The organism is Arsenicicoccus sp. UBA7492, assembly GCF_002479615.1.
Lineage (GTDB): Bacteria > Actinomycetota > Actinomycetes > Actinomycetales > Dermatophilaceae > Arsenicicoccus > Arsenicicoccus bolidensis.
In genome coordinates, this window is the sequence record NZ_DLOE01000059.1 from 72612 (window position 1) to 93937 (window position 21326).

Consider the following 21326-nt stretch of genomic DNA (forward strand, 5'->3'; position numbering starts at 1 on the left):
CCATCATGCCCGCGACTCCCTGAACTTGACCGCCGCAACGCCCGCGAGGATCAGCGCACCGCCGGCCAGCTGCACGAGGCCCGGGAGCTCGCCGAGCAGGAGCCAGGCGATGAGCACGGCGAAGACCACCTCGGTGAGCCCCACGAAGGACGCGACGGTCGAGCCGAGGCGCCGCGTCGCCGCCACGCCGAAGCCGTAGGCCACGGCCGCGGCGAGCAGGACCAGGCCGAGGACGGGCACCCACCAGGGCGCATCCAGGCCGGCGAGGACGACGGGGGCGGTGGTGGCGACCATCGGGATGATGCCGACCGCGCCGGCCAGGCCGAGGACAGCACCACCGACGACCATGCCGCCGCCCGCGAGGGCGATGGGCGGCAGGCCCTTGGTCTCGCGGGCGCCGAGCAGGAAGTAGGTCGCGTTGCAGCACGCCGCCGCGAGGCCCCACAGGAGGCCGACCGGGTCGATGCCGATGCCGCCGAAGAGGTCGATGACCAGGGCGAGCCCGGCCATGGACAGGGTCGCGCCGAGCAGCGTCGCGGGCGACGGGGTGCGGCGGGTGCGCAGCCACAGGTAGCCGACGATGAGGACGGGAGCGAGGTACTCCAGGAGGAGGGCGACGCCGACGGACAGGTGCGTGACGGCGTTGAAGTAGAAGAGCTGGCTGCCGGCCACGGCGACCACGCCATAGGCCAGGATGACGCCCCAGTTGTCGAGGAAGGCGCGCAGCCGGTGGCGCATCAGCCAGAGGGCGGGTATGCCGAGGGCGAGCGCGGCTCCGGCGATGCGTGCGGTGACGGCGGCGCCGGGGCTCCAGCCCGCCTCGAGCAGCGCCTTGGCGAAGGACCCGGAGGTGGCGAAGCCGACGGCCGAGATCAGGGCGAGGACCAGGCCGCGCGAGACGCCGCGCGGGCGGCTCGGGGTCGGGCGCTCGGTGGCCTGCTCGTCCGGGACGTGGGGCAGCGGGTCGACGTCGACCTGGCCGAGGCGCAGGGAGTCCACGACCGGGTCCGCGAGGGTGGGGTGGGCGGTGGTGGCGACGACGCGGTCGGTGGTGTCGGTGGGGTCGACGGTGGTGGTGTCGACGCGGTCGGTGGTGCGGGTCATGGCGGTCATGGGCACTCCTCTCGAGGGCTTCAGGGCACGACGGTCGTGACGCACGTCAGCGAGCGTCATGAGCAAAGTGGGTTTACGCTCATGACGCTAGACCTGCTCTCCGTAAGGAGTCAAGATGACTTTTGCCCATGACACCCGCGACGCTCTGGTATCGACGGCCGCGCTGGTCAACACGGGTGTCGAGCCGGCGACCCTGCAGACCCTGGAGGACCTAGAGGAGTTCGTCGGGCAGTTCGGCTACACCGGGGCGCGGGCGCACGACGAACGCGAGCTGGCGGGCGTCATACGGCTGCGTCGCGAGCTGCACCGGCTGTGGGAGCTCGACGAGGAGGGCGTGGTCGGCCTGGTCAACGACCTGCTCGCCCGCCACCAGGCGCTGCCGCAGGTGGTGCGCCACGAGGGCTGGTGGGACTGGCACCTGCACGCCATCTCCAGCGAGGCGCCGCTGGCCGACCGCATCGCCGTCGAGTCCGCGATGGCGATGGTCGACGTGGTGCGGTCCGGCGAGCTCGACCGGCTGCGGGTGTGCGAGGCCGAGGACTGCGACGGCGTGATCGTCGACCTGTCCAAGAACCGCTCGCGCCGCTACTGCGACCGCGGCTGCGGCAACCGCATGGCCGTCCAGGCCTACCGCTCCCGCAAGACCTACCGCGGGTAGAGGCATCGACCGGCCTTCGTTCAGCAGGCCGATGTTCCCGAGGCCGGCTGATGGGTCTACCTGAGGCAGTCACGTCCGCCCGGGTTCGCACGCCAGGCTGATGTGACCAAGGCGGGCTGATCCTGCGGCCCCGTGCGCAGCCGGGAACTCACATGCACAACGCGCGATCTGGAGCGGTCGGCCTGCGCGTTTGCGCCGTTGTGCGTGCGAGTTCTGCGGTCGGGGCGAGGAGTGGGACCCGCTGCGGAACCAACTGCTGCAGATGCGCGGCACTCCCGACACCCACCTGTTGCGGCACAACGGAACTCGTGGTCAGCCCAACCGGGAGTGCAGCAGTTGTGCACGGATGGGGACCGTCCGCGCATGGGGTGGCCGGCTCGTCATACGGGCTGGCGGGAGCCGGAGACGGCGACCTGGCGTGAGGCCGGCGTCCGGCATACGACCACGAAGCATGCTCAGGCGGAGGGCCCGGCGACATCCGGCCCCGGACGCCCCCTCCCCGCACGCGACTCCCGCACCAGGGCCAGGAAGTCGTCGACGTCTCCCGGGGTGACGGTCATGCTGCCGGGAGGCTCCTCCCCTGTCAGGTCCTGGATCGCGACCGACAGCCGCTCCATCTCGGCGTCCAGGTGCGACGCGGCGTCCGCGGCGTCCCGCAGGCCCTGGGCGATCTCGGCCGGGACCTCGTGGTCGTACTTGTAGAAGATCTTGTGCTCCAGGCTCGCCCAGAAGTCCTGCGCACTCGTGCGGAACTGCATCTCGACGGGCACCTGGACGCTGCCGTCCGAGAGGAACACCGGGATCTCGACGATGGCGTGCAGCGAGCGGTAGCCGCTCGGCTTGGGACTGGCGATGTAGTCCTTGACCTGGAGGAGCCGGACGTCCGACTGGCGGCAGAGCAGCTCCTGGATCCGGTACACGTCCGGCGTGAAGCTGCACACGACCCGGACCCCGGCGATGTCGCGGATCTCCCGCCGGAGCTCGTCCAGGCTGGGCCCGCAGCCCGTCTTGCGGGCCTTGGCGATGATGCTCTCCATCGACTTCAGCCGGCTCGAGACGTGCTCGATCGGGTTGTAACGGTGCAGCTGCTGGAACTCCTGCTGGAGGATGCGAACCTTGGTCTCGATCTCCTGGATCGCGAACTGGTACGCCGTGATGAACTTCGTCAGCTCGACGCGGGCCTCGCTGAGCGAGGTCAGGATCTCGGGCAGCTCGGCGGAGACGTCGTCGCCACGGCCCGGACGCTCGGAGAGGGGATCGTCCACCCGGTCACACTAGACGTGCTCTGCCAGACGTGCGCCCGACCGGTCGGAGTGACTCAGGGCGAGGTGCGCGCCCGCGCGACCCGTCGCAGCGTGGACCCGGCGAAGAACGCGACGAACCGGGCGGTCGTCCGAGCCCTGCGGGCACGGGTGAAGCCGCGGCCACGCACGGCGCCCATCAGGCTCAGCAGATCTCGCCGGCCGATCCGCAGCACGACGGGCAGGGCCGGCCCGGTGCCGTCCTCCCTCTGCACGGTGGCGCGCAGGGTGGTGAGGTCGCGGAGCACGGACGCCGGGGCCCGGCCGCTCATCGTCTTGCTCCCCGACAACCGCCACGGCTCTCCGGCGTCGCCGTGGAGGTGCAGCTCATAGCTCATCGCCTGCGCACTCCCGTCGGCAAACAGGGACAGCGTGCCCGCGGCGGGCGCGGAGACCAGGTGCCCCTCCACGTCGACCGTGCCCTCCACCGCGAGCGTGTGGGTGGGGTCGGCGAGGAAGAGGTCGATGCTGCGCGCCACCGCCGTGAGCTGCATCGTCACGCGCGGCAGGCCGGGCGCCGAGGAGACCATGCGTTCACTGAAGGTGACGCCGCCTCCGCTGGTCATGGCCCGGAGCTCGGCGGAGAAGCTCGACGCGGCGTCCTCCGGGACGACCCTCGAGGCGACGTCGGGTCACTCGGGAGCGCGCCAGTGGGGGCGCCCGTCGCGGCGGATGATGGCTTCCAGGGACTGCTCGGCCGCCGCCAGGATGGTCGCCGAGGGGTTCACGCCGGTGGACGCCGGCAGGACCGAGCCGTCGACCACGAACAGCCCGGGGTATCCGTGAACCTCACCGACCTCGTCCACCACCCCCGTGGCCGCGTCCGGGCCTGGCGGGACGCCGCCGAGGGGATGCACGGTGGTCGTCCGGCGCAGGAGCGACCAGGTGACGGGGTTGTAGAGCCGGGCGTCGAGCAGGCTGGCCAGCAACGGCCCTACCCTGCGCTGCGAGCGGATCAGGTGGGTCTGCCAGCGGTTGCGCCAGGAGAGCACGGCCTTGCCGGACCTGTCGAGGCGCAGCGTCCCCTCTCCGGAGTCGTGCCCCATCGCGAGCACGGTGAACATGCGTCGAGGGTCGGGGCCCGCGAACCGGCGCCGCCACCACCTGCGGACCTGCCGGCCGGGCACGATGGCGCCGAAGAGCTCCTGCAGGGCGACGGGGAACGCGCCGTCCTGCACCTGGTACCAGACCGAACCCCGCCCCTCGGGCACGTCCAAGATGGTGGTGCTGGTGATCGTCGGTCCGGTCGTCATGTCGCCGCGCTCCTCGCGCAGCTCGGCGAGAGTCAGGAAGTCGCCGTTGCCGGAGAAGCTGTGCCCGAGGAGCGGCGAGAGGTGCGGGAGGGTGCCGGTGACGTCGCGCGACCGCAGGAGCAGCTCGGTGGTGGCGACAGCGCCGGCGGCCAGGACGACGCGAGGGGCCCGCCACTCACGAGGGTCGACCGAGGGGTCGCTCGGCGTCCGCGCCGTGACGACGAAGCCGCTGGCGGTCGGCGTGACGGCCGTGACCTCGGCGTCGGTGACGCTGCGCGCGCCGTGCGCCTCGGCGACGGCGAGGTAGGTGACGTCCAGGGAGTTCTTGGCCCCCTGGTTGCAGCCGAGGACGCACTCACCGACGAAGGAGCAGCCGCGCCGAGGCACCCCGTGACGATTCGCGCGCCATACCTCCGGGTCGCCGAAGGTCACGGCCAGGTTGGGACGCACCGTCGCGTCCGGGCGGCCACGCAGGGCCATCAGCTGCTCGACCAGGACGGTGCGCGGCGTCGGCTCCCCCGTCCTCGGGTCGTCGCCCGCCGGCGACACGTCGAGCATGTGGGCGGCCAGGTCGTAGTAGGGGTCCAGCCCGGCCCGGCGCAGATGGGCCGGCCAGCGCTCGCTGAACGCGGCGTCGAAGGGCCGGGCGAAGACGTTGGCGTAGGCGAGCGATCCACCGCCCCAGCCGGCGACCTGCACGGCGAGCATGCCCTTGAGCCAGCGGATGTCGTAGAGCCCCTGGCCGATCCGCCACAACCACCCGGCCGCCAGCCGGGGATCCCGGGGGAAGTCGCCTGGCCCCCAACGCCGTCCACGCTCCAGGACGATCACGGTGGAGCCCGCCTGGGCGAGCCGGGCCGCCGCGACCGCACCGCCGAAGCCGCTGCCGACGACGATCACGTCGGCATCGAAGGTGTCGAAGGTGCCGACGCTGCTGGAGCTGCTGGAGCTGCCGAAAGTGTCAGGCACGGCTCGCCTCCTCCCAGCGGGTCCCCTCCCACGGTAGACCTGCCTGCTGAGGGTGGGGAGGGGCCTCGGATACGTCGTCGGCGTGGCACCGTGGCAGGTGCGAAGGCACATCCCGGTGCTGGTCGCAGACAGCGCAGGAGGACCTTGGATGACCACGCAGGAGCACACCTACGACCTGACCGTGACGTGGACCGGCAACCGGGGCACCGGGACCGGCTCGTATGCCGGATACGCCCGCGACCACGTGGTCAGCGCAGCGGGTCCGACCCCCATCGCGGGGTCCGCCGACCCGGCCTTTCGCGGTGACCCGTCCCGCTGGAACCCCGAGCAGCTGCTCGTCGCCTCGCTCGCCCAGTGCCACATGCTCTGGTACCCCCACCTCGCGGCGCAGGCGGGGGTCACGGTGATGGCGTACGAGGACCGCCCGCACGGCGTGATGACGACCGGGACGAACGGTGCCGGGCAGTTCGAGCGGGTCACCCTGCGGCCACGGGTCACCGTCACGGCCGGCAGCGACGTCGACCTGGCTCGGTGGCTGCACGCCGACGTGCCCGGCCTGTGCCTCATCGCGCGGTCGGTGAGCTTCCCGGTCGACCACGAGCCCGAGATCCTGGTCGCGCGCGAGCCCGGGTCCGAGGCCGGGTCCGAGGCCGGGTCCGAGACCGCGCCACCGGAGCCGGCCGCGGCTAGGGTCGAGGAGGCAGTACGTCCCGCACCGCAGGAGAAGCACTGACATGAGCGACGTCCAGGTCACCGACAACGCCGACGAGCACCGCTACGAGGCCCGGATCGACGGGGAGCTGGCGGGTTTCGCCGAGTACCTCCTCACCGACGAGCTCGTCGTGTTCACCCACACCGAGGTGGACCCGGCCTACGAGGGCAAGGGGGTCGGCAGCGCCCTGGCGCGCTTCGGCCTCGACGACGTGCGCGAGCAGGGGACGCGCACGGTGATGCCGCAGTGCCCGTTCATCAAGGGCTGGATCGAGCGGCACCGCGACTACGTGCCGCTCGTCTACGGCGCTTGACGTCAGGTCCACGTGAGGTGATCGGCTGGTCTCCCGAGCCGCTGACGGCGACGCCACCGCACCCGCAGGAGACGCCATGACCTGGACCATCGACGACGACACCGTCCGCGCCCTGCTCACGCCCGGCGACGCCGTCGGCTGATGGAGGAGGCCCTCGCCCGCCACCACGCCGGCACCCTCGAGGCGCCACCTCGTCTGGCAGCGCCGCTCGGGGGTGGCCGGCTCGTCCTCACCGCCGGGCACAGCGGGGACGAGTTCTACGGCTACCGCACCTACGACACCCTCCCCACGACCTCCGACGAGCAGGTCACTGTCGCGCACGACACGACGACCGGGCGCGTGCTGGCCGTGCACGTCGGACATGCCCTCGGGGCGTGCCGGACCGGCGCCCTGGGCGGGGTGGCCACGCGGCACCTCGGGCCCGGGAGCGATGACGTGACCGTGGGGATCGTCGGCGCCGGGACGCAGGCGTGGGCGCAGCTCTGGGCCCTCACGGCGAGCCTCACCCCGAGCGCCGTGCGCGTGACCTCCCGCACGCCGGTGGGCCGCGAGGCATTCGCCGACCGTGCCCGGCGCGAGCTGGGGCTGTCCACCGAGGCCCTCGCGTCGCCCCGGGATGTCGTCGCCGGTGCGGACGTCGTCATCCTGGCCACCACCAGCAGCTCCCCCGTCATCGACGCCGCCTGGCTCGAGCCGGACGTGCTCGTCGGCACCGTGGGGCCGAAGCAGGTAGGGCGTGCCGAGCTCGCGGTGGACCTCGTAGCGTGCGCCGACCTGGTGGTCACGGACTCGCCGGCCCAGCTGCGGGCCTACGACCCGCCGGCGCTCGTGGCCGACGCCGGGATGGCCGACCGCGTGGCGTCGCTCGGGGAGATCGTGGCCGCGTCGGGAGGGCCGGCAGCAGAGGGTTCGACAGGGCCGCAGCGTCGCGGGCGGCGCGTCTACCTGTCCGTCGGGCTGGCCGGCACCGAGGTGCACCTCCTCGGTCGCCTCTGGGAGCAGCACGGGCGACAGGCCCCGGTATGACGCCACGCCGCCGCCTCGCGCGGATCTGCGAGGCGGCGGCGCTCCGGCATACGGCCTCGAGCCCCAGACATCGCGGAGACCTGGGCACCGAGCTCGGTGCCCAGGTTTCCGCGATCCCGAACCGGCAGGATCCGCCTGTGCTGGACACGCCGCCATGGCGTGCGAACCCAGGCCGATGTGCCCGCCTCAGGTAGGTCTGAGCGAGAGGTCAGACGGCGAGCTCGCGCAGGTCGGCCGAGGTCGGGCGCTCGGGACGGGCCTGGTCCACGAGCCGGTCGGCGTGAGCGTCCAGCACGTCCGCGACAGCGTGGGCGACGGCTCGCGCGACCTCGGGACAGACGTCCGCGCGAGCGAACGCAGCATCGACGGTCCGGCGCACCGCGGCCAGGATCCCCGGCCGGCGCTCGGGAGCGTCGAAGCCGCGCAGGACGGCACCCGCCGTCAGCATCGCGAGCGTCTCGGCGGCGGCCACCGCGTCCTCCGCTCGGATCAGACCGCCCGCGACGGCGGCGCGGGCCACGTCGGGCTCGGTCTCGGCCCACCTCGTCCTCTGACCATCGCGCTGGCGCCCCTCGGCCAGCTCGAGGACGCCGCCCAGGTCAGCCAGGAACTCGCTCAGGTAGTCGCTCCCCCACAGGGCCTCCACCTGCCCGACCAGGAAGCCCCCCAGGCTGAACGCAGCCGGGTCGCCCAGCACCTGTCGCCGCTGCACCTCCGCCAGCCGCGCTCCCTCCAGCGCCGCCAGCGCCTGCAGCAGACGCGCCTTGCTGGGCCAGTAGAGGAACACCGTGCCCTTGCCGACGCCCGCTCGCTGGGCCACCGCCTCGATGGTCGTTCCGCGGACCCCGCAGTCGCGGAGCACGGTCTGCGCCGCCCGCAGGATCTCCACCGTGTGGTCCCTGGCCGGTCGGGCCACAGCAGACCTCCTCGATCGCTCGTCCCTAGACCCTACATTATTGACTCTGGTCGCTGACTGGTCATATATTCGGGTCAACAATCCGTCGATGGAGCCGGATCCTCTACGCACACCCATAGGAGACCCGTGGCAACCCTCTTGTACCGGATCGGGCGCGGCGCCTATCGGCGCTGGCCGGCGGTCCTCGTCGGATGGCTCGTCGTGATGCTCGGCGTCGGCGGCTTCGCTGCAGCCAAGTCCGAGCCGATGTCCACCACCTTCTCGATCCCCGGCGTCCCGGCCATCCAGGCCGCCGAGCTCCAGCACGAGCTGTTCCCCTCGGCACGAGCCGCGGACAAGCAGGTCACCGGGCAGGTCGTCCTGAAGGCCCCCGAGGGACACACGCTGGCCGAGCAGCCCTACAAGGGACAGGTCGACGCCCTCGTCGCCGACCTCGCCAAGACCCCCCAGCTCGACCAGGGCTCCCGCTCCTCGCTGGTCAATCCCGCCACCGCCGGACCGGCGCTGACCGAGCGGGCCGTCCGGTCCCAGGTCGCGCAGGGGACGCCGCGCGCCACCGCCGAGACCAACGCGAGCTACCTGTCACCCCTCTCGGCGGACAAGCGCTACGGCACGGTCTCGTGGACCTTCGCCGCCGACCAGCCTCAGGACATCGAGCAGAGCACCCAGGACTACGTGCGCTCCGCCGTGTCCCGTCACTCCGGCAACGGCCTCGAGGCGGTCCCCGGGGGCACGGGCATGCGGGCGATGGGCGAGATCGGCGTCACCTCCGAGGCGATCGGCATCGGCGTGGCGCTGATCGTGCTCGTCCTGACCTTCGGCTCCTTCGTCGCCGCGGGTCTGCCCATCCTGGCGGCCATCATCGGGGTGTCCCTCGGCATCATCGGCATCCGGGCCGCGACCGCCTTCGGCGACATCGCGAGCACCACCCCGACGCTCGCCTCGATGATCGGCCTCGCCGTCGGGATCGACTACTCGCTGTTCATCCTGTCCCGCTACCGCAGCGAGCTGCGGCACACGTCCGACCGGTCCCACGCCATGGGGCGCGCCATCGGCACAGCCGGCACCGCCGTCGTCTTTGCCGGCCTCACCGTCGTCATCGCGCTCGTCGCGCTGGTCTTCTCCGGCATCTCCCTGCTGGGCTCGATGGGTATCGCCGCCGCCTGCACCGTCGCCATCGCCGTGATGGTGGCCATCACGCTGCTCCCCGCGATCCTCGGGATGCTCAAGGGCAAGGCCTTCGCCGGCCAGGTCCGGCGCCGGGCAGACGTCGACGAGGAGGACCACCAGGCCGTCAACGGCTCGGTCCGGCTGGGCCAGGGCATCCGCCGATCCCCGGTGGTCGTGGCGCTGGTCGCAACCCTCGCGCTCACCGCCCTGGCGATCCCCGCCAAGGACCTCCACCTCGGGCTGCCGTCCAGCACCACAGCTGCGGAAGGCACGGACGCCCGCCGGTCGGCCGACATGCTCAACGAAGGTTTCGGCCCCGGCAAGAACGCCCCGATGGTCGCGGTGATCGACTCCCGCAGCGTCCCGGACCAGCAGCGCCGGGCCGCCGCGCTCGCCGACGCCCAGCGGTGGGCCGCCTCCGACCACGGCGTCGCCAACGCCCAGGTCGTCCAGGCGACCAAGGACGCCTCGGGCGCCGTCATGCTCATCACCCCGCGCACCGCCCCCGAGGACGAGGCCACCGACGAGACCCTCTCGCGGCTGCGCGACTCCGTCGGCGGCCTCGAGGACCGCACCGGCGCCACGATCGGCATCACGGGCCAGACCGCGATCGCCGCCGACGTCTCGAGCGAGCTCGCCGACGCCCTGCCGACCTACCTCGGCATCGTGGTCGGCCTCGCATTCCTGCTGCTGGTGCTGGTGTTCCGCTCGATCTGGGTGCCGATCCTGGCGACCCTCGGCTTCGTCCTGTCCACCCTCGCGACGCTCGGCGTCACCGTCGGTCTCGTGCAGGAGGGCTGGCTGGGGATCTTCGAGCCGCAGCCGGTCATGAGCGTCATGCCGACCCTGCTGATCGGCATCGTCTTCGGACTGGCCATGGACTACCAGGTCTTCCTCACCACCCGGATCCGGGAGGCCTACGTGCACGGCATGGAGGCCAAGGACGCCGTCATCGACGGCTTCCGCCACTCCGGGCGCGTCGTGACCGCAGCCGCGCTGATCATGATCTCGGTCTTCGCGGCCTTCGCCTTCCAGGACGAGCCCCTCATCAAGTCGATCGGCGTGGCGCTCGCCACCGCCGTGCTGCTGGACGCCTTCCTGGTCCGGATGATCCTGATCCCTGCGCTCCTGCTCGTGATGGGCCGGCACGCCTGGTGGATGCCCGCGTGGCTGGACCGGTTGGTGCCGCACATGGACGTCGAGGGGGCGACGCTCGCCACCGAGGCTCCGGACGACCGGCCGGTGGGCACGCACCGGGAGCCCGCGCCGGACCGCGGTGCGATCGGCGCATCGTCCGGGGCCGGGCTGGCGACGATCGTTGGGTCCTCCTCGCGCACGGTCACGGAGGATCTCTCCACCACGGTCGTGGCGTCGCCCTCGATCACGGTGCACGACGAGGCGCAGCGCGAGCACACGGCGTCGCACGGCCTGGCCGACTGGCACGCGTTCCACGGCGACGTGACCGACACCGAGGGTGCCCCGCGGGGCGCCGGGACCGTCACGCTGCTGGACGCCGACGGCCGGCCTCTCGCCCGCACCGCCGTGGGGCAGGAGGGTCGCTATTACCTCGCGGTACCGTCAGCGGCCCGCCCGCGCCGGATCACGATCGAGGTGGACGCCGTCCACGAGGAGAGCTCGCTGCGCCACTGACAGGGCGTGGCGACCGACCGGTGCGGGCTCAGGGGGGCTCGCACCGGTCGTATGACGGATGCGCCGCCGCCTCGCGGGGATCTGCGAGGCGGCGGCGCTGCGGCATACGGCCTCGAGCCCCAGACATCGCGGAGACCTGGGCACCGAGCTCGGTGCCCAGGTCTCCGCGATCCCGAACCGGCAGGATCCGCCTGAGGCAGGTCAGGAGCCGGCGCCGGCCATCTGACGACCCGTCTCGAGGTAGGTCTTCATGCCGGCCAGCACCCACGGCCAGCCGCCGCCACCCTGCGCCGCGTCGCCACTGCCCTCGATGTCCTGCGCGGTGTTGGGCGCGCTCGTGCAGTCGTGCGTGAGGGTGAGCGCCGTGAGGGGGCCGTCATGCTCCGTGAGCTCCCAGGTCAGGGTCGTCTCCTGCTGGTGCCACGCGGCGATCCAGCTCTGGACGAGCCTGCGGGGCGGGTCGGACTCCAGGACGCGTCCGGTGACGGCGACGTCGCCCATCCCCATCTGCTTCATCTCCTCGGTCGTGTGGCTGACGTAGTCGCCGCCCTCGCGAAGGTCGTACTCGACGATGCCGCCGTAGCCGTACTTGGTGCTGAACTCCGGCGTCGTGATGGCATCCCACACGCGCTGGGCGGGGGCCTCGATGTAGACCCGGAAGACCTGGATCTCGGGGGCCTGACGCTCGGTCGTGGTGGTGCCGGCGGTGGTGGTGCTGGTGGTCTGGGTGTCGCTCATGGCTGGTCCTCCAGGGTGCGCTTGAGGTCGATGAGTGCTGAGACGTGGTGCTGGGTGTACTTGTCGATCCAGCGGTCGTGGATCAACCGGATGGGGACGGGGTTGAGATGGTGCAGCTTGGTCCGCCCCTGCTTGCGGGTCGTGACCAGCCCCGCGTCCTCGAGGATCCGCAGGTGCTTGGCCACGCCGAATCTCGTCATCTCGGTGCGTCGCGCGACGACGGCCTCCAGCTCGCCCTGGGTCCGACCGTCCTGGTCGAAGAGGGCGTCGAGGAGCAGCCGCCGCGTCGGGTCGGCAAGCGCCTTGAACACCAGGTCGTCATCCACACCTCGACCATAGGTGACCAAAGAGTCACATGTCAAGGGATGGGGGCGCATTATGTGCGACAGCTGCGCTCCGAGCGCGGAGGGTGCACGGATCGGGGCGCCGCACGGTGCGAGGTCAGCGCTCCGAGCGCGAGGCATTCACGCCCGTATGGCGGGCCCGCCGCCTCGCGGGGACCGGTGATGCGCCGGGCGGTCGGCATACGAGATCGGCCCGGAACGCGGAGACCTGGGCACCGTGCACGGTGCCCAGGTCTCCGCGAGCAGGTCCTGCCATCACGGCGCAGGACCCGCCGGGGGCAGGATCATCCGCCTGCTGGACGAAGGCCGGCGAGTGTGACTACCGGCGGTAGGTCAGACGTGGCGGCGGCTCGTGATCACGCGGAACCGGTTGGCGACGAACGCCGCGTCGGAGTAGGCCGCGTTGGCCGCCGGGTTGGCGCCGGTGCCGTGGTAGTCCGAGAACGCCGAGGTCTGGTTGACGAAGACCTGACCGGTGAGGTTCTCCGAGAGGGCGACCCCGCCGTCGGCCGCGGCCTCGCGCGCCTCCTCCAGCACGGCCTGCGAGGTGGAGTAGACCGATGCCGTCATCGCGCCGTGCTCGGCCACCGTGTCGGCGAGCTGCGCGAGCGACTGCTCGGTGGACTCGGTGGCGATCACGAACGACACCGGCCCGAAGTACTCCTGGGTGTAGACGTCCTCGTGCCGCACGTCGAGCTGCACGATCCCGGGCGTCCGCACGACGGCGTCCGGCCACGCGGGGTGGGGCACGGCGCGCGTGTCGAGCACGACCCGCCCCTCCCCCTCGGCGGCGATCTCGGCGAGCGACCCGGCGTTGGAGCGGACCTGGTCGTTGACGGTGGCGCCGAGGATCTCGACGGCCTTGGCGTCGTCGCCGGTGAAGCGCGCGACCGCGGCGCCGAGCCGGTCGGCGAACTCGTCGGCGGACAGGTGGCCCTCGTCGGTGTCGACGCCGGTCTTGGGGACGTAGATGTTCTGCGGGGCGGTGCACATCTGCCCGGAGTAGAGCGAGAGGGAGAACGCGAGGTTGCCCAGCGTCGCCGTCAGCGCGTCGGTGGAGTCGACGACGATCGTGTTGACGCCGGCCTTCTCGGTGTAGACGAGCTTGCCGCGCGCGGCCGCCTCGGTCTCGAGCCAGGCGCCGAAGCCCGGCCCGCCGGTGTAGTCGATGATCGCGATCTCGTCGCGCTCGGCGAGGTCCTTGGCGAGGGTGCCGCCGTCGTGGTCCGCGGCCAGCTGCACCAGCGCCCGGTCGAAGCCCGCCTCGGCCAGCACGTCGCGGCAGACGGCGACCGTGATGGCCAGCGGCAGGATCGCGCGCGGGTGGGGCTTGACGACGACGGCGTTGGCGGTGGCCAGCGAGGCGAAGATGCCGGGGTAGGCGTTCCACGTCGGGAAGGTGTTGCAGCCGATGACCAGGCCGACGCCACGGCCGACGACCTTGTAGTCCTTCTGCAGGCGCAGGGGCTCGCCCTTGGCGGGCTTCTCCCAGGTCACGGATGCGGGGATGCGCTCCTGCTCGACGAGGGCGGCGGTCACGGCCTCGAGCGCGCGGTCCTGCGCCTCGGGGCCACCGGCCTGGAAGCTCATGACGAACGGCTGACCGCTCGTGTGCATGACCGCATTGGCCATCTCGAAGGACCGCTTGTTGAGCCGGTCGATCATCTCGACGCAGACGGCCGCGCGGACCCGGGGACCGGCGTCACGCCAGGCGCGCATGGCCGCGCGCGCCGCCGGGAGCGCCTCGTCGATGTCGAGCACGGGATAGGTGATCGCGAGGGTCGGGCCGTATGGCGACACCTCGTCGCCCACCCGCTCGCCCGTCGACGGCTGGTCGTCCAGCGGCGCGAAGGCGGAGCCCACGTGCGCGTCATACGCAGCGAGGCCGGACTCGGCGGAGCCCTCGCCGTAGACGCGGGGGCTCGGGGAGGCGGGATAGCGGGAGTAGAAGCTGCGGGTGCGCAGCGCCTCGGCGGCCTCGTCGAGGGTCGCGGCGTGGGCGTCGAGGAATGGGTGGCTGGGCGTCGTTGCCTGGGTGGTCACGTCCCGATCCTAACGAGGGGTTCGCCTCGCCGCGAGGCTGCCGACGTGCCACGATGCGTGCATGAGTGACCACGCGAGCGAGCAGTCGAGCACCACGCCCGCAACGGGGCGGATCGCGGTCGTCGGGGCCGGGGCGATGGGGTCCGGGATCGCCCAGGTCGCCGCGCAGGCCGGGCACGAGGTCGTGCTCGTCGACGCGCGAGACGGCGCCGCCGAGGAGGCGATCGAGCGGCTGCGGGCGACGCTGGGCCGGCTCGCCGACAAGGGCCGCATCACCGCCGACGAGGCCGCTGCCGCCGCGGGCCGGCTGCAGGCCGCCGAGGACGTCCGGTCGCTGCCGGCCTGCCGGCTCGTGATCGAGGCGGTGGTGGAGGACCTCGAGGTCAAGCGTGAGATCTTTGCCACGCTGGCCGCCCGCCAGGACGCCGACACCATCCTCGCCTCCAACACCTCGAGCCTGTCGATCACGGCCATCGCCGAGGGCATCGCGCACCCCGAGCGCATCATCGGCCTGCACTTCTTCAACCCCCCGCCACTGATGGCGCTGGTCGAGGTCGTGCGGGGCGCGCGCTCGGGCGCGGACTCGGTCGAGGAGGCCTGCGAGCTGGTGCGCGCGTGGGGCAAGACGCCCGTGCGGTGCGCCAGCACACCGGGATTCATCGTCAACCGGGTGGCGCGGCCGTTCTACGGCGAGGCTCAGCGGATGGTCGCCGAGGGCATCGCCGACGCGGCGACCATCGACGCGGCGCTGCGCGGGGCGGGCTTCAAGATGGGGCCGTTCGAGCTCACGGACCTCATCGGGCAGGACGTCAACCTCGCCGTCGGCACGTCCGTGTGGGAGCAGACCGACCACGACGCGCGCTACGAGCCCACGGCCTACCAGCAGGACCTGGTGGCGCGAGGAGCGTTGGGGCGCAAGACGGGTCACGGCGTCTATCGGTATGACGAGAACGGCCGGGCGCTGGACGCGTCACCGGACGAGGCCGCGGTGGAGCTGCTCGTGGGCGGTCCGGTGCGGACCGATCCCGTCGCGCGGACACTGGCGATGCTGGTCAACGAGGCCCTGGCGGTCGTGGTGCGCGGCGAGGCGTCCGCCGAGGACGTGGACACCGCGATGAGCCTCGGCACCAACTACCCGCGCGGCCCGATCCAGTGGGGGCGCGAGATCGGCTTCGACGTGATCAAGGACCAGCTCGAGGAGCTGGCCGCGATCTATCCGGGCGGCCGCTACCGGCCGTCCAAGGCCCTCACCCACGACCTACCTCAGGTAGGCACATCCGCCGGGGTTCGCACGCCAGGCTGATGCCCCTACCGGGGGTAGAGGCATCGACCGGCCTTCGTTCCCCAGGCTGATGTACCTACCCCCGGTAGGTCACGACGAAGGAGTCGCATGCTGGATCCGGATCTGGCCCACGTCCGCACCATGTGGGACGAGGACGGCGCCTCGCGACACCTCGGCATCGAGCTCGTCGAGGTGTCGATGGTCGACGGCCTCGGCCGGGCCCGCACCCGCATGGCCGTCACCGACACCATGGTCAACGGCCACCGCATCATGCACGGCGGCTACATCTTCACCTTCGCCGACTCGACCTTCGCCCTCGCCTGCAACGCCGGCGGCGAGCTGACCGTGGCGGCGGGCTGCGACATCGACTTCATCCGCTCCGCCGCGCTGGGCGACGTGTTGCTCGCCAAGGGGATCGAGCGAGCGCGCTACGGCCGCAACGGGATCACCGACGTCACCGTCACGCGCGAGAGCGACGGCGCGCTGATCGCCCACTTCCGTGGACGCTCCCGCGCCCTCAAGCCCCGACCGAGCGCCTGAGCGGCGCAGCCATCGCCCGAGCAGGCCACGACGAAGGAGTGGACATGACACTGCCCCCCATCGACGAGCGACCCGACCTCTACGACGACGCCGAGCGCTGGTCCGTCGACGAGCTCCGCGCACACCAGCTCGAGCGCCTCCAGAGGACGGTGCGGTCGGCATACGACCACGTCCCCCACTATCGCCGCCAGCTCGAGGAGCGCCAGGTCCACCCCGACGACATCACGGCGCTCGAGGACGTCCGGCTCCTGCCGTTCACGTCCAAGAAGGACCTGCGCGACAACTACCCCTTCGGGCTGTTCGCCGTGCCGCGCGAGGAGGTCGTGCGGATCCACGCGTCGTCCGGCACCACGGGCAAGCCGACCGTCGTGGGCTACACCCGCGAGGACATCACCACCTGGGCCACCCTCGTCGCCCGCTGCATCCGCGCCGCCGGCGGACGGCCCGGCGACCTCGCCCACATCTCCTACGGCTACGGCCTGTTCACCGGCGGCCTCGGCGCGCACTACGGCGCGGAGCACCTGGGCTGCACGGTCGTGCCGGCGTCGGGCGGCGACACCGAGAAGCAGATCCAGCTCATCCAGGACTTCAGGCCGCGCATCATCTTCGTCACCCCGTCCTACTTCCTGTCGATGATCGACGCGATGGAGGCGCTGGGCATCGACCCGCGCGAGACCTCGCTTGAGCTGGGGCTGTTCGGCGCCGAGCCGTGGACCGAGGCGATGCGCCAGGAGATCCAGGAGCGGGTGGGCATGCACGCCACCGACATCTTCGGCCTGTCCGAGCTGATGGGTCCGGGCGTCGCGCAGGAGTGCGTCGAGACCAAGGACGGCCTGACGCTGTGGGAGGACCACTTCCTCGCCGAGATCGTCGACCCGCTGACCGACGAGCCGGTCAGTGACGGGGAGCAGGGCGAGCTGGTCTTCACGTCGCTCACCAAGCAGGCCATGCCGGTCCTGCGCTACCGCACCCGCGACCTCACCCGCCTGCTGCCGGGCACCGCGCGCCCCGCGATGCGCCGCCTCGAGAAGATCACCGGGCGCACCGACGACCTCATGATCGTGCGCGGCGTCAACGTCTTCCCCACCCAGATCGAGGAGATCGTGCTGGGCATCGAGGGGCTCTCGCCATACTTCCAATGCGTCCTCACCCGCCCCGGCCGCATGGACGAGCTGACCATCCGGATCGAGGCGCAGCACGGCGTCGGCGAGGAGCGGAAGCGGGCGATCGAGCGCGAGCTCAAGCACCACATCAAGTCCCGCATCGGCACCACGGCCCGCATCGAGATCCTGCCCGAGGGCGGGGTCGAGCGGTCGGTGGGCAAGGCGCGCCGGATCGTGGACGAGCGCGGGATGTCCTGACCACCGTCCGGCCACCGCGAGTAGCACTCCAGGTGCTACCTTTGCTCGTATGACGCAGACCATCGGCATCCGGGAGCTGCGGCAGCACGCCAGCCGCTACGTCGCCGCCGCGCACGCGGGCGAAGAGATCCTCGTGACCGACCGCGGCCACCCGATGGCGCGGCTGGTGCCCCTGTCGCCGCTCGAGCAGCGCATCGACTACCTGGTGCGCAAGCACGGCGCCCATCCCCCCGCCGATCCGAGCATCAAGGCCTGGGAGATCGAGCCCGCACCGAACGACGGCACCGACACCCAGGCCATCCTGGACGAGGGCCGGGCCGAGCGCTTCTGATGGCGACCTATCTCGACACGTCGGCACTGGCCAAGCTCTGCACCACGGAGGCCGAGTCGCTCGCGCTGAGGCGGTGGCTGGCCGACGCTCCCCAGCCGCTCGCCACGTCCATCGTGGGCGAGGTGGAGCTCGGCAGGAGCATGGCCAAGGTCGGCGGGGCTGCGGCGTCCGTCGCCGAGACGCTGCGACGTGCTCTGGTCATCCTGCCGCTGACCCCCGCCGTGGCCGAGCGGGCCCGCCGGCTGCCGCCGGGCGTGCTGCGCTCGCTCGACGCCATCCACGTCGCGACCGCTCTGGAGCTGGGCGAGGACCTCACCGCGGTGGTGAGCTATGACCAGCGGATGATCGACGCGGCGACGGCGGCGGGGCTCGAGGTCGTCTCGCCAGGACCGGACTGACGCGAGGGGCGGCGGCCCGTGCGGAGGGGGCGCGGCACACATGACACGATGCGCCCGTGAAGAAGACCGAGGCCGTCCGTGACGGCGAGCGCTGGTGGTGGGGCCCGCAGCCTCCGGGCGACCACCCCCCGCAGGTGATCGACTCCTGGCTGGTGCAGGAGGGGCGGTCGCGGCGCCCGGAGCGACACATCCAGCGGTTCGCCGCGACGGCCGAGTTCTTCGTGCACTTCCAGGACCTGGACGTCGTCGTCGACGAGGTCTTGGCACGAATCCCTCGCGCCGACAGGTGGTTTCCGCGGCTGGAGGCCTACAACGACGCCGTCGCCCTGTGGCTGCGGCCCGCGAGCGACACCCCCACCCAGATCTCGCTGTGGATCGCCGACGTGCCGGACCCGCGCAAGTGGCCGCACATCAAGGGCCCTGACCTGGTCGTGCAGCGCCAGCTGCAGCTGCGGGCACGCGAGCTCGGCGCCGACGACGCACTGCTGTGGCGGGTCGAGGAGCGGCTGCCCGAGGCCGTCGAGGCGACCTACTCAGCCCTGGTGTGGTGGGACGGCCAGCACTTCGTCACGCGCCCGCTCGACGAGCTGTCCCTGCCCTCGGTCACGATCGAGTGCCTCGAGACCGCCCTCGCCGACACCCCGCACCCGCTGACGCGCGGTCGCGTCTCGGTCGACGCCCTGCTCGACAAGCCCGTCTGGGCGGTCAATGCCGCACGCGGGGTCCAGGCCGTGACGAGCTGGGTCCTGCCCGACGGCGCGATCCGCGACACCCCGCACGGCGCCGTCACGTCCGGGCTCGACGACCTGCTCCGCACCGCCCTCGAGGAGACCATCGGGCCGTTGCCAGAGCAGCTCACGACATGATCGTAGAACCGCTCGGTCTCGCCGTCGACCCCGGCGCTGCCTACACCGCGCTGTTCGGCGAATCCCGTTGGGCCTGCTGGCTGGACAGCGCGCGGGCCGAGCCCGGTCTGGCCCGGTTCTCCTATCTCGGATCGCCCGGGCCGGAGGGTGAGGTGCTGACGTATGACGTCGGCCGGGGCCATGTCGTGGTCACCGCCGGTGGCCGCAGCCGCCGCGAGGACGGGACGATCCTGGACGCGTTGCGGCGCCGGGCCGCGCCGCCCGAGGATGCCGCGCCGCCCGAGGATGCCGCGCCGTTCGAGCTGGTCGACGGGTGGGTGGGCTACCTCGGCTACGAGCTGAAGGGCGACCTCGGCGCCACCAACCGCCACACGTCGCCCCACCCCGACGCCGTGTGGATGCGCTGCGACCGGCTCCTCGCCCTCGACCACGAGACCGGCGACGCCTGGCTGGTCGCGCACGGCGACTCCGCTGCCGCCTGGGCGGCATGGGCGCGAGATCGATTGTCGGGCGCGGCTTCTCGCGCTCCGGGGATCACCCGAGCGCCATGGCCGGATGACGAACCGCCCCGCCCCACAGCGCATCTCGCTCGCGACGTCGCGCAGTACCGCCAGGACGTCGAGACCTGCCTCGAGGCGCTGCGACGGGGCGAGTCCTACGAGATCTGCCTCACCGACACGGTTCTCGCGGAGTCGCACGACGACCCGTTCGACATCTATCTGCGGCTGCGCGAGCTCAACCCCGCCCCGCACGCGGCCTACCTGCGCCTCGGGGACCGGCACGTCCTGTCGGCCAGCCCCGAGCTGTTCCTGCACGTGACGGGTGACGGCGAGGTGTCGACCAAGCCGATCAAGGGGACGGCAAGGCGTCATACCGACCCCACCCACGATGCCCGTGCCGCAGCCGATCTCGCCGCCGACGCCAAGACCCGTGCCGAGAACCTCATGATCGCCGACCTGCTGCGCAACGACCTGTCACGCGTCTGCGACCCGGCGACGATCCACGTGCCTCGACTCATGCACGTCGAGTCCTACGCGACCGTGCACCAGCTCGTGACGACCGTGCGCGGGCGGCTTGCCGAGGACCGCACCGCGATCGACGCCCTCGAGGCGTGCTTCCCCGGCGGGTCGATGACGGGCGCCCCCAAGCACCGCACCATGCAGATCATCGACGAGCTCGAGACGCGGGCGCGCGGGATCTACTCAGGGGCACTGGGTTTCGTCGACCGCAGCGGCGCGGTGGACCTGTCCGTCGTGATCCGCACCGCCGTCATGCACCACGGGCAGGTCGAGATCGGCGCGGGCGGGGCGATCGTCCTGGACTCGGACCCGCAGGCCGAGACCGACGAGATGCTGCTCAAGGCCGCCGCCGTCCTACCCGCCCTCCGACCCTGACCTTCCCGGTCGCGATCGGGTGACTTCACTGCTCGTCTACCCGCAGCAGACTCACCCGATGCCGCGGGGTGGGGCCAACAGGCGCGTCAGGGCTTTCGCGCCACCTGGTCGGCCCAACGCCCGAGATCGCCGAGCCAGCCGATCGTGCCGATGCTGGTGTAGACCACGTCGAAGTGACCGGTCACGGCGGCGCGGGCGTCGAGCACGTCCGATTCGACCCACGTGACCTCGGTCCCGGTCGTGGCGGCGAGCCGACGCGCGGCTGCCAGCGACGATAGCGAGAAGTCGACCCCCGTCATACGACCGCCGGCGCGGGCCAGGCTGATGGTGTCGGTGCCGATGTGGCACTGCAGGTGCACGACGTCGAGGCCGCGCAGCGAGCCCTGCGGCAGGTGGGCGGCGAGGGCGGGCAGGTCGTCGCTGACCACGGTGGAGAGGTATGCCGGGTCCTCGGCGTAGCGCTCGATCCCGTAGGCGACCTCGTGCAGGCCCGCCCGCTCGTCCCAGTTGGCGCGGTTGGCGTCCCGGGCGACGGCCCAGTCGACGTCGACGTCGGTGCCCTGCTGCTCGCTCATGGCCAGAACCTACCGGGGGCCGAGGCATCAGCCTGGCGAACGAAGGCCGGCCGATGCCTCGGCCCCCGGCGGGTCAGGGCTGGGCGGCGAAGACGCCGATGACGGGGTTCCACTCGGTGACGTCGATCCCGGCGACGAGGCCGTGCTGCTGGAAGGGATCGTCCCCCAGCAGCGAGCGCACCTCGTCGGCGCTGTCGGCGCGGAGGATCAGCAGCGCCGACGCCGGCTTCACGTCGACGTAGGGACCGGACGCCTGCAGCGACCCCGCCTCGGCGAGCCGGCCGAGGAACGCGCGGTGCTCGGGCCGGATCTCGTCGAGGCGGGGGTCGTCGGAGTAGGAGTAGCGGACTGCGTAGTAGGCCATGGCCACACC

At 72.0% G+C, this 21326-nt stretch carries 22 protein-coding genes; 12 read left to right on the forward strand and 10 right to left on the reverse strand.

Annotated features, from left to right (window positions below):
• Positions 1 to 3 precede the first annotated feature (3 nt).
• Positions 4 to 1113, reverse strand: a complete 1110-nt coding sequence (locus B4E97_RS17770) for an EamA family transporter (protein WP_286961046.1) — start codon at positions 1111 to 1113, stop codon at positions 4 to 6.
• A gap of 115 nt (positions 1114 to 1228) precedes the next feature.
• On the opposite strand from B4E97_RS17770, the gene B4E97_RS17775 reads away from it, so the two are divergent.
• Positions 1229 to 1771 (forward strand): CGNR zinc finger domain-containing protein, encoded by a 543-nt coding sequence (locus tag B4E97_RS17775; RefSeq protein WP_239266590.1) that lies wholly within the window; start codon positions 1229 to 1231, stop codon positions 1769 to 1771.
• A gap of 455 nt (positions 1772 to 2226) precedes the next feature.
• Here the strand turns inward: B4E97_RS17775 and B4E97_RS17780 are convergent, their stop codons facing one another.
• The 3 genes from B4E97_RS17780 to B4E97_RS17790 form a co-directional block, all read right to left on the reverse strand.
• Positions 2227 to 3036 (reverse strand): GTP pyrophosphokinase, encoded by an 810-nt coding sequence (locus B4E97_RS17780; RefSeq protein ID WP_286961049.1) that lies wholly within the window; start codon positions 3034 to 3036, stop codon positions 2227 to 2229.
• A 53-nt stretch (positions 3037 to 3089) separates the two neighbouring features.
• Positions 3090 to 3638, reverse strand: coding sequence for a hypothetical protein (locus B4E97_RS17785; protein ID WP_286958217.1), 549 nt, complete (start codon positions 3636 to 3638; stop codon positions 3090 to 3092).
• 66 nt (positions 3639 to 3704) lie between these two features.
• Positions 3705 to 5294: a GMC oxidoreductase gene (locus B4E97_RS17790; RefSeq protein WP_286961052.1), complete on the reverse strand. Its 1590-nt coding sequence runs from the start codon at positions 5292 to 5294 to the stop codon at positions 3705 to 3707.
• Between the two features lie 148 nt (positions 5295 to 5442).
• Here B4E97_RS17790 and B4E97_RS17795 point away from each other — a divergent pair, with 148 nt between their 5' ends.
• From B4E97_RS17795 to B4E97_RS17805, 3 genes are all read left to right on the forward strand, one after another.
• Entirely contained in the window at positions 5443 to 6027 is a 585-nt protein-coding gene (locus tag B4E97_RS17795; protein WP_313666714.1) for an OsmC family protein, read from the forward strand.
• A gap of 1 nt (position 6028) precedes the next feature.
• On the forward strand, positions 6029 to 6319 hold the full coding sequence (locus B4E97_RS17800) for a GNAT family N-acetyltransferase (protein ID WP_286958235.1): 291 nt from the start codon (positions 6029 to 6031) through the stop codon (positions 6317 to 6319).
• A gap of 141 nt (positions 6320 to 6460) precedes the next feature.
• Positions 6461 to 7345 (forward strand): hypothetical protein, encoded by an 885-nt coding sequence (locus tag B4E97_RS17805; RefSeq protein ID WP_286961053.1) that lies wholly within the window; start codon positions 6461 to 6463, stop codon positions 7343 to 7345.
• A gap of 208 nt (positions 7346 to 7553) precedes the next feature.
• Here B4E97_RS17805 and B4E97_RS17810 read toward each other — a convergent pair whose 3' ends face one another.
• Entirely contained in the window at positions 7554 to 8261 is a 708-nt protein-coding gene (locus B4E97_RS17810; protein ID WP_286958243.1) for a TetR/AcrR family transcriptional regulator, read from the reverse strand.
• A 126-nt stretch (positions 8262 to 8387) separates the two neighbouring features.
• On the opposite strand from B4E97_RS17810, the gene B4E97_RS17815 reads away from it, so the two are divergent.
• Positions 8388 to 11081, forward strand: a complete 2694-nt coding sequence (locus B4E97_RS17815) for an MMPL family transporter (RefSeq protein ID WP_286958245.1) — start codon at positions 8388 to 8390, stop codon at positions 11079 to 11081.
• Between the two features lie 201 nt (positions 11082 to 11282).
• Here the strand turns inward: B4E97_RS17815 and B4E97_RS17820 are convergent, their stop codons facing one another.
• The 3 genes from B4E97_RS17820 to paaN all read right to left on the reverse strand — a co-directional run bounded on the left by B4E97_RS17820 (position 11283) and on the right by paaN (position 14206).
• Positions 11283 to 11819, reverse strand: coding sequence for an SRPBCC domain-containing protein (locus B4E97_RS17820; protein ID WP_286958246.1), 537 nt, complete (start codon positions 11817 to 11819; stop codon positions 11283 to 11285).
• Entirely contained in the window at positions 11816 to 12145 is a 330-nt protein-coding gene (locus tag B4E97_RS17825) for an ArsR/SmtB family transcription factor (protein ID WP_286958252.1), read from the reverse strand. Before B4E97_RS17825 ends, B4E97_RS17820 begins: the two co-directional genes overlap by 4 nt.
• Before the next feature lie 351 nt (positions 12146 to 12496).
• Entirely contained in the window at positions 12497 to 14206 is a 1710-nt protein-coding gene (gene paaN, locus B4E97_RS17830; RefSeq protein ID WP_286958255.1) for a phenylacetic acid degradation protein PaaN, read from the reverse strand.
• Between the two features lie 61 nt (positions 14207 to 14267).
• Between paaN and B4E97_RS17835 the strand changes: the two genes are divergently transcribed.
• The 7 genes from B4E97_RS17835 to pabB all read left to right on the forward strand — a co-directional run bounded on the left by B4E97_RS17835 (position 14268) and on the right by pabB (position 20378).
• Complete coding sequence (locus B4E97_RS17835) at positions 14268 to 15509, forward strand: 3-hydroxyacyl-CoA dehydrogenase NAD-binding domain-containing protein (protein ID WP_286958258.1); 1242 nt, start codon at positions 14268 to 14270, stop codon at positions 15507 to 15509.
• A gap of 87 nt (positions 15510 to 15596) precedes the next feature.
• Positions 15597 to 16028 carry a hydroxyphenylacetyl-CoA thioesterase PaaI gene (gene paaI / locus B4E97_RS17840; protein WP_286961055.1) on the forward strand — a complete coding sequence of 144 codons (432 nt, stop codon included), beginning with the start codon at positions 15597 to 15599 and terminating at the stop codon, positions 16026 to 16028.
• A gap of 44 nt (positions 16029 to 16072) precedes the next feature.
• A complete protein-coding gene (gene paaK, locus B4E97_RS17845; RefSeq protein WP_286961056.1) occupies positions 16073 to 17389 on the forward strand; it encodes a phenylacetate--CoA ligase PaaK in 1317 nt (438 codons plus the stop codon).
• A 49-nt stretch (positions 17390 to 17438) separates the two neighbouring features.
• Positions 17439 to 17720, forward strand: coding sequence for a type II toxin-antitoxin system Phd/YefM family antitoxin (locus B4E97_RS17850; protein ID WP_019285330.1), 282 nt, complete (start codon positions 17439 to 17441; stop codon positions 17718 to 17720).
• Entirely contained in the window at positions 17720 to 18118 is a 399-nt protein-coding gene (locus tag B4E97_RS17855) for a type II toxin-antitoxin system VapC family toxin (RefSeq protein ID WP_286961057.1), read from the forward strand. The genes B4E97_RS17850 and B4E97_RS17855 overlap by 1 nt, the downstream gene beginning before the upstream one ends.
• Positions 18119 to 18174: 56 nt before the next feature.
• Complete coding sequence (locus B4E97_RS17860; protein WP_286961058.1) at positions 18175 to 18984, forward strand: aminotransferase class IV; 810 nt, start codon at positions 18175 to 18177, stop codon at positions 18982 to 18984.
• Entirely contained in the window at positions 18981 to 20378 is a 1398-nt protein-coding gene (gene pabB / locus B4E97_RS17865; RefSeq protein WP_286961059.1) for an aminodeoxychorismate synthase component I, read from the forward strand. Before B4E97_RS17860 ends, pabB begins: the two co-directional genes overlap by 4 nt.
• Before the next feature lie 86 nt (positions 20379 to 20464).
• Here the strand turns inward: pabB and B4E97_RS17870 are convergent, their stop codons facing one another.
• Positions 20465 to 20953 (reverse strand): methyltransferase, encoded by a 489-nt coding sequence (locus B4E97_RS17870; protein ID WP_029210149.1) that lies wholly within the window; start codon positions 20951 to 20953, stop codon positions 20465 to 20467.
• Positions 20954 to 21026: 73 nt separating this feature from the next.
• Positions 21027 to 21317: a YciI family protein gene (locus tag B4E97_RS17875; protein WP_029210150.1), complete on the reverse strand. Its 291-nt coding sequence runs from the start codon at positions 21315 to 21317 to the stop codon at positions 21027 to 21029.
• Positions 21318 to 21326: the final 9 nt, after the last annotated feature.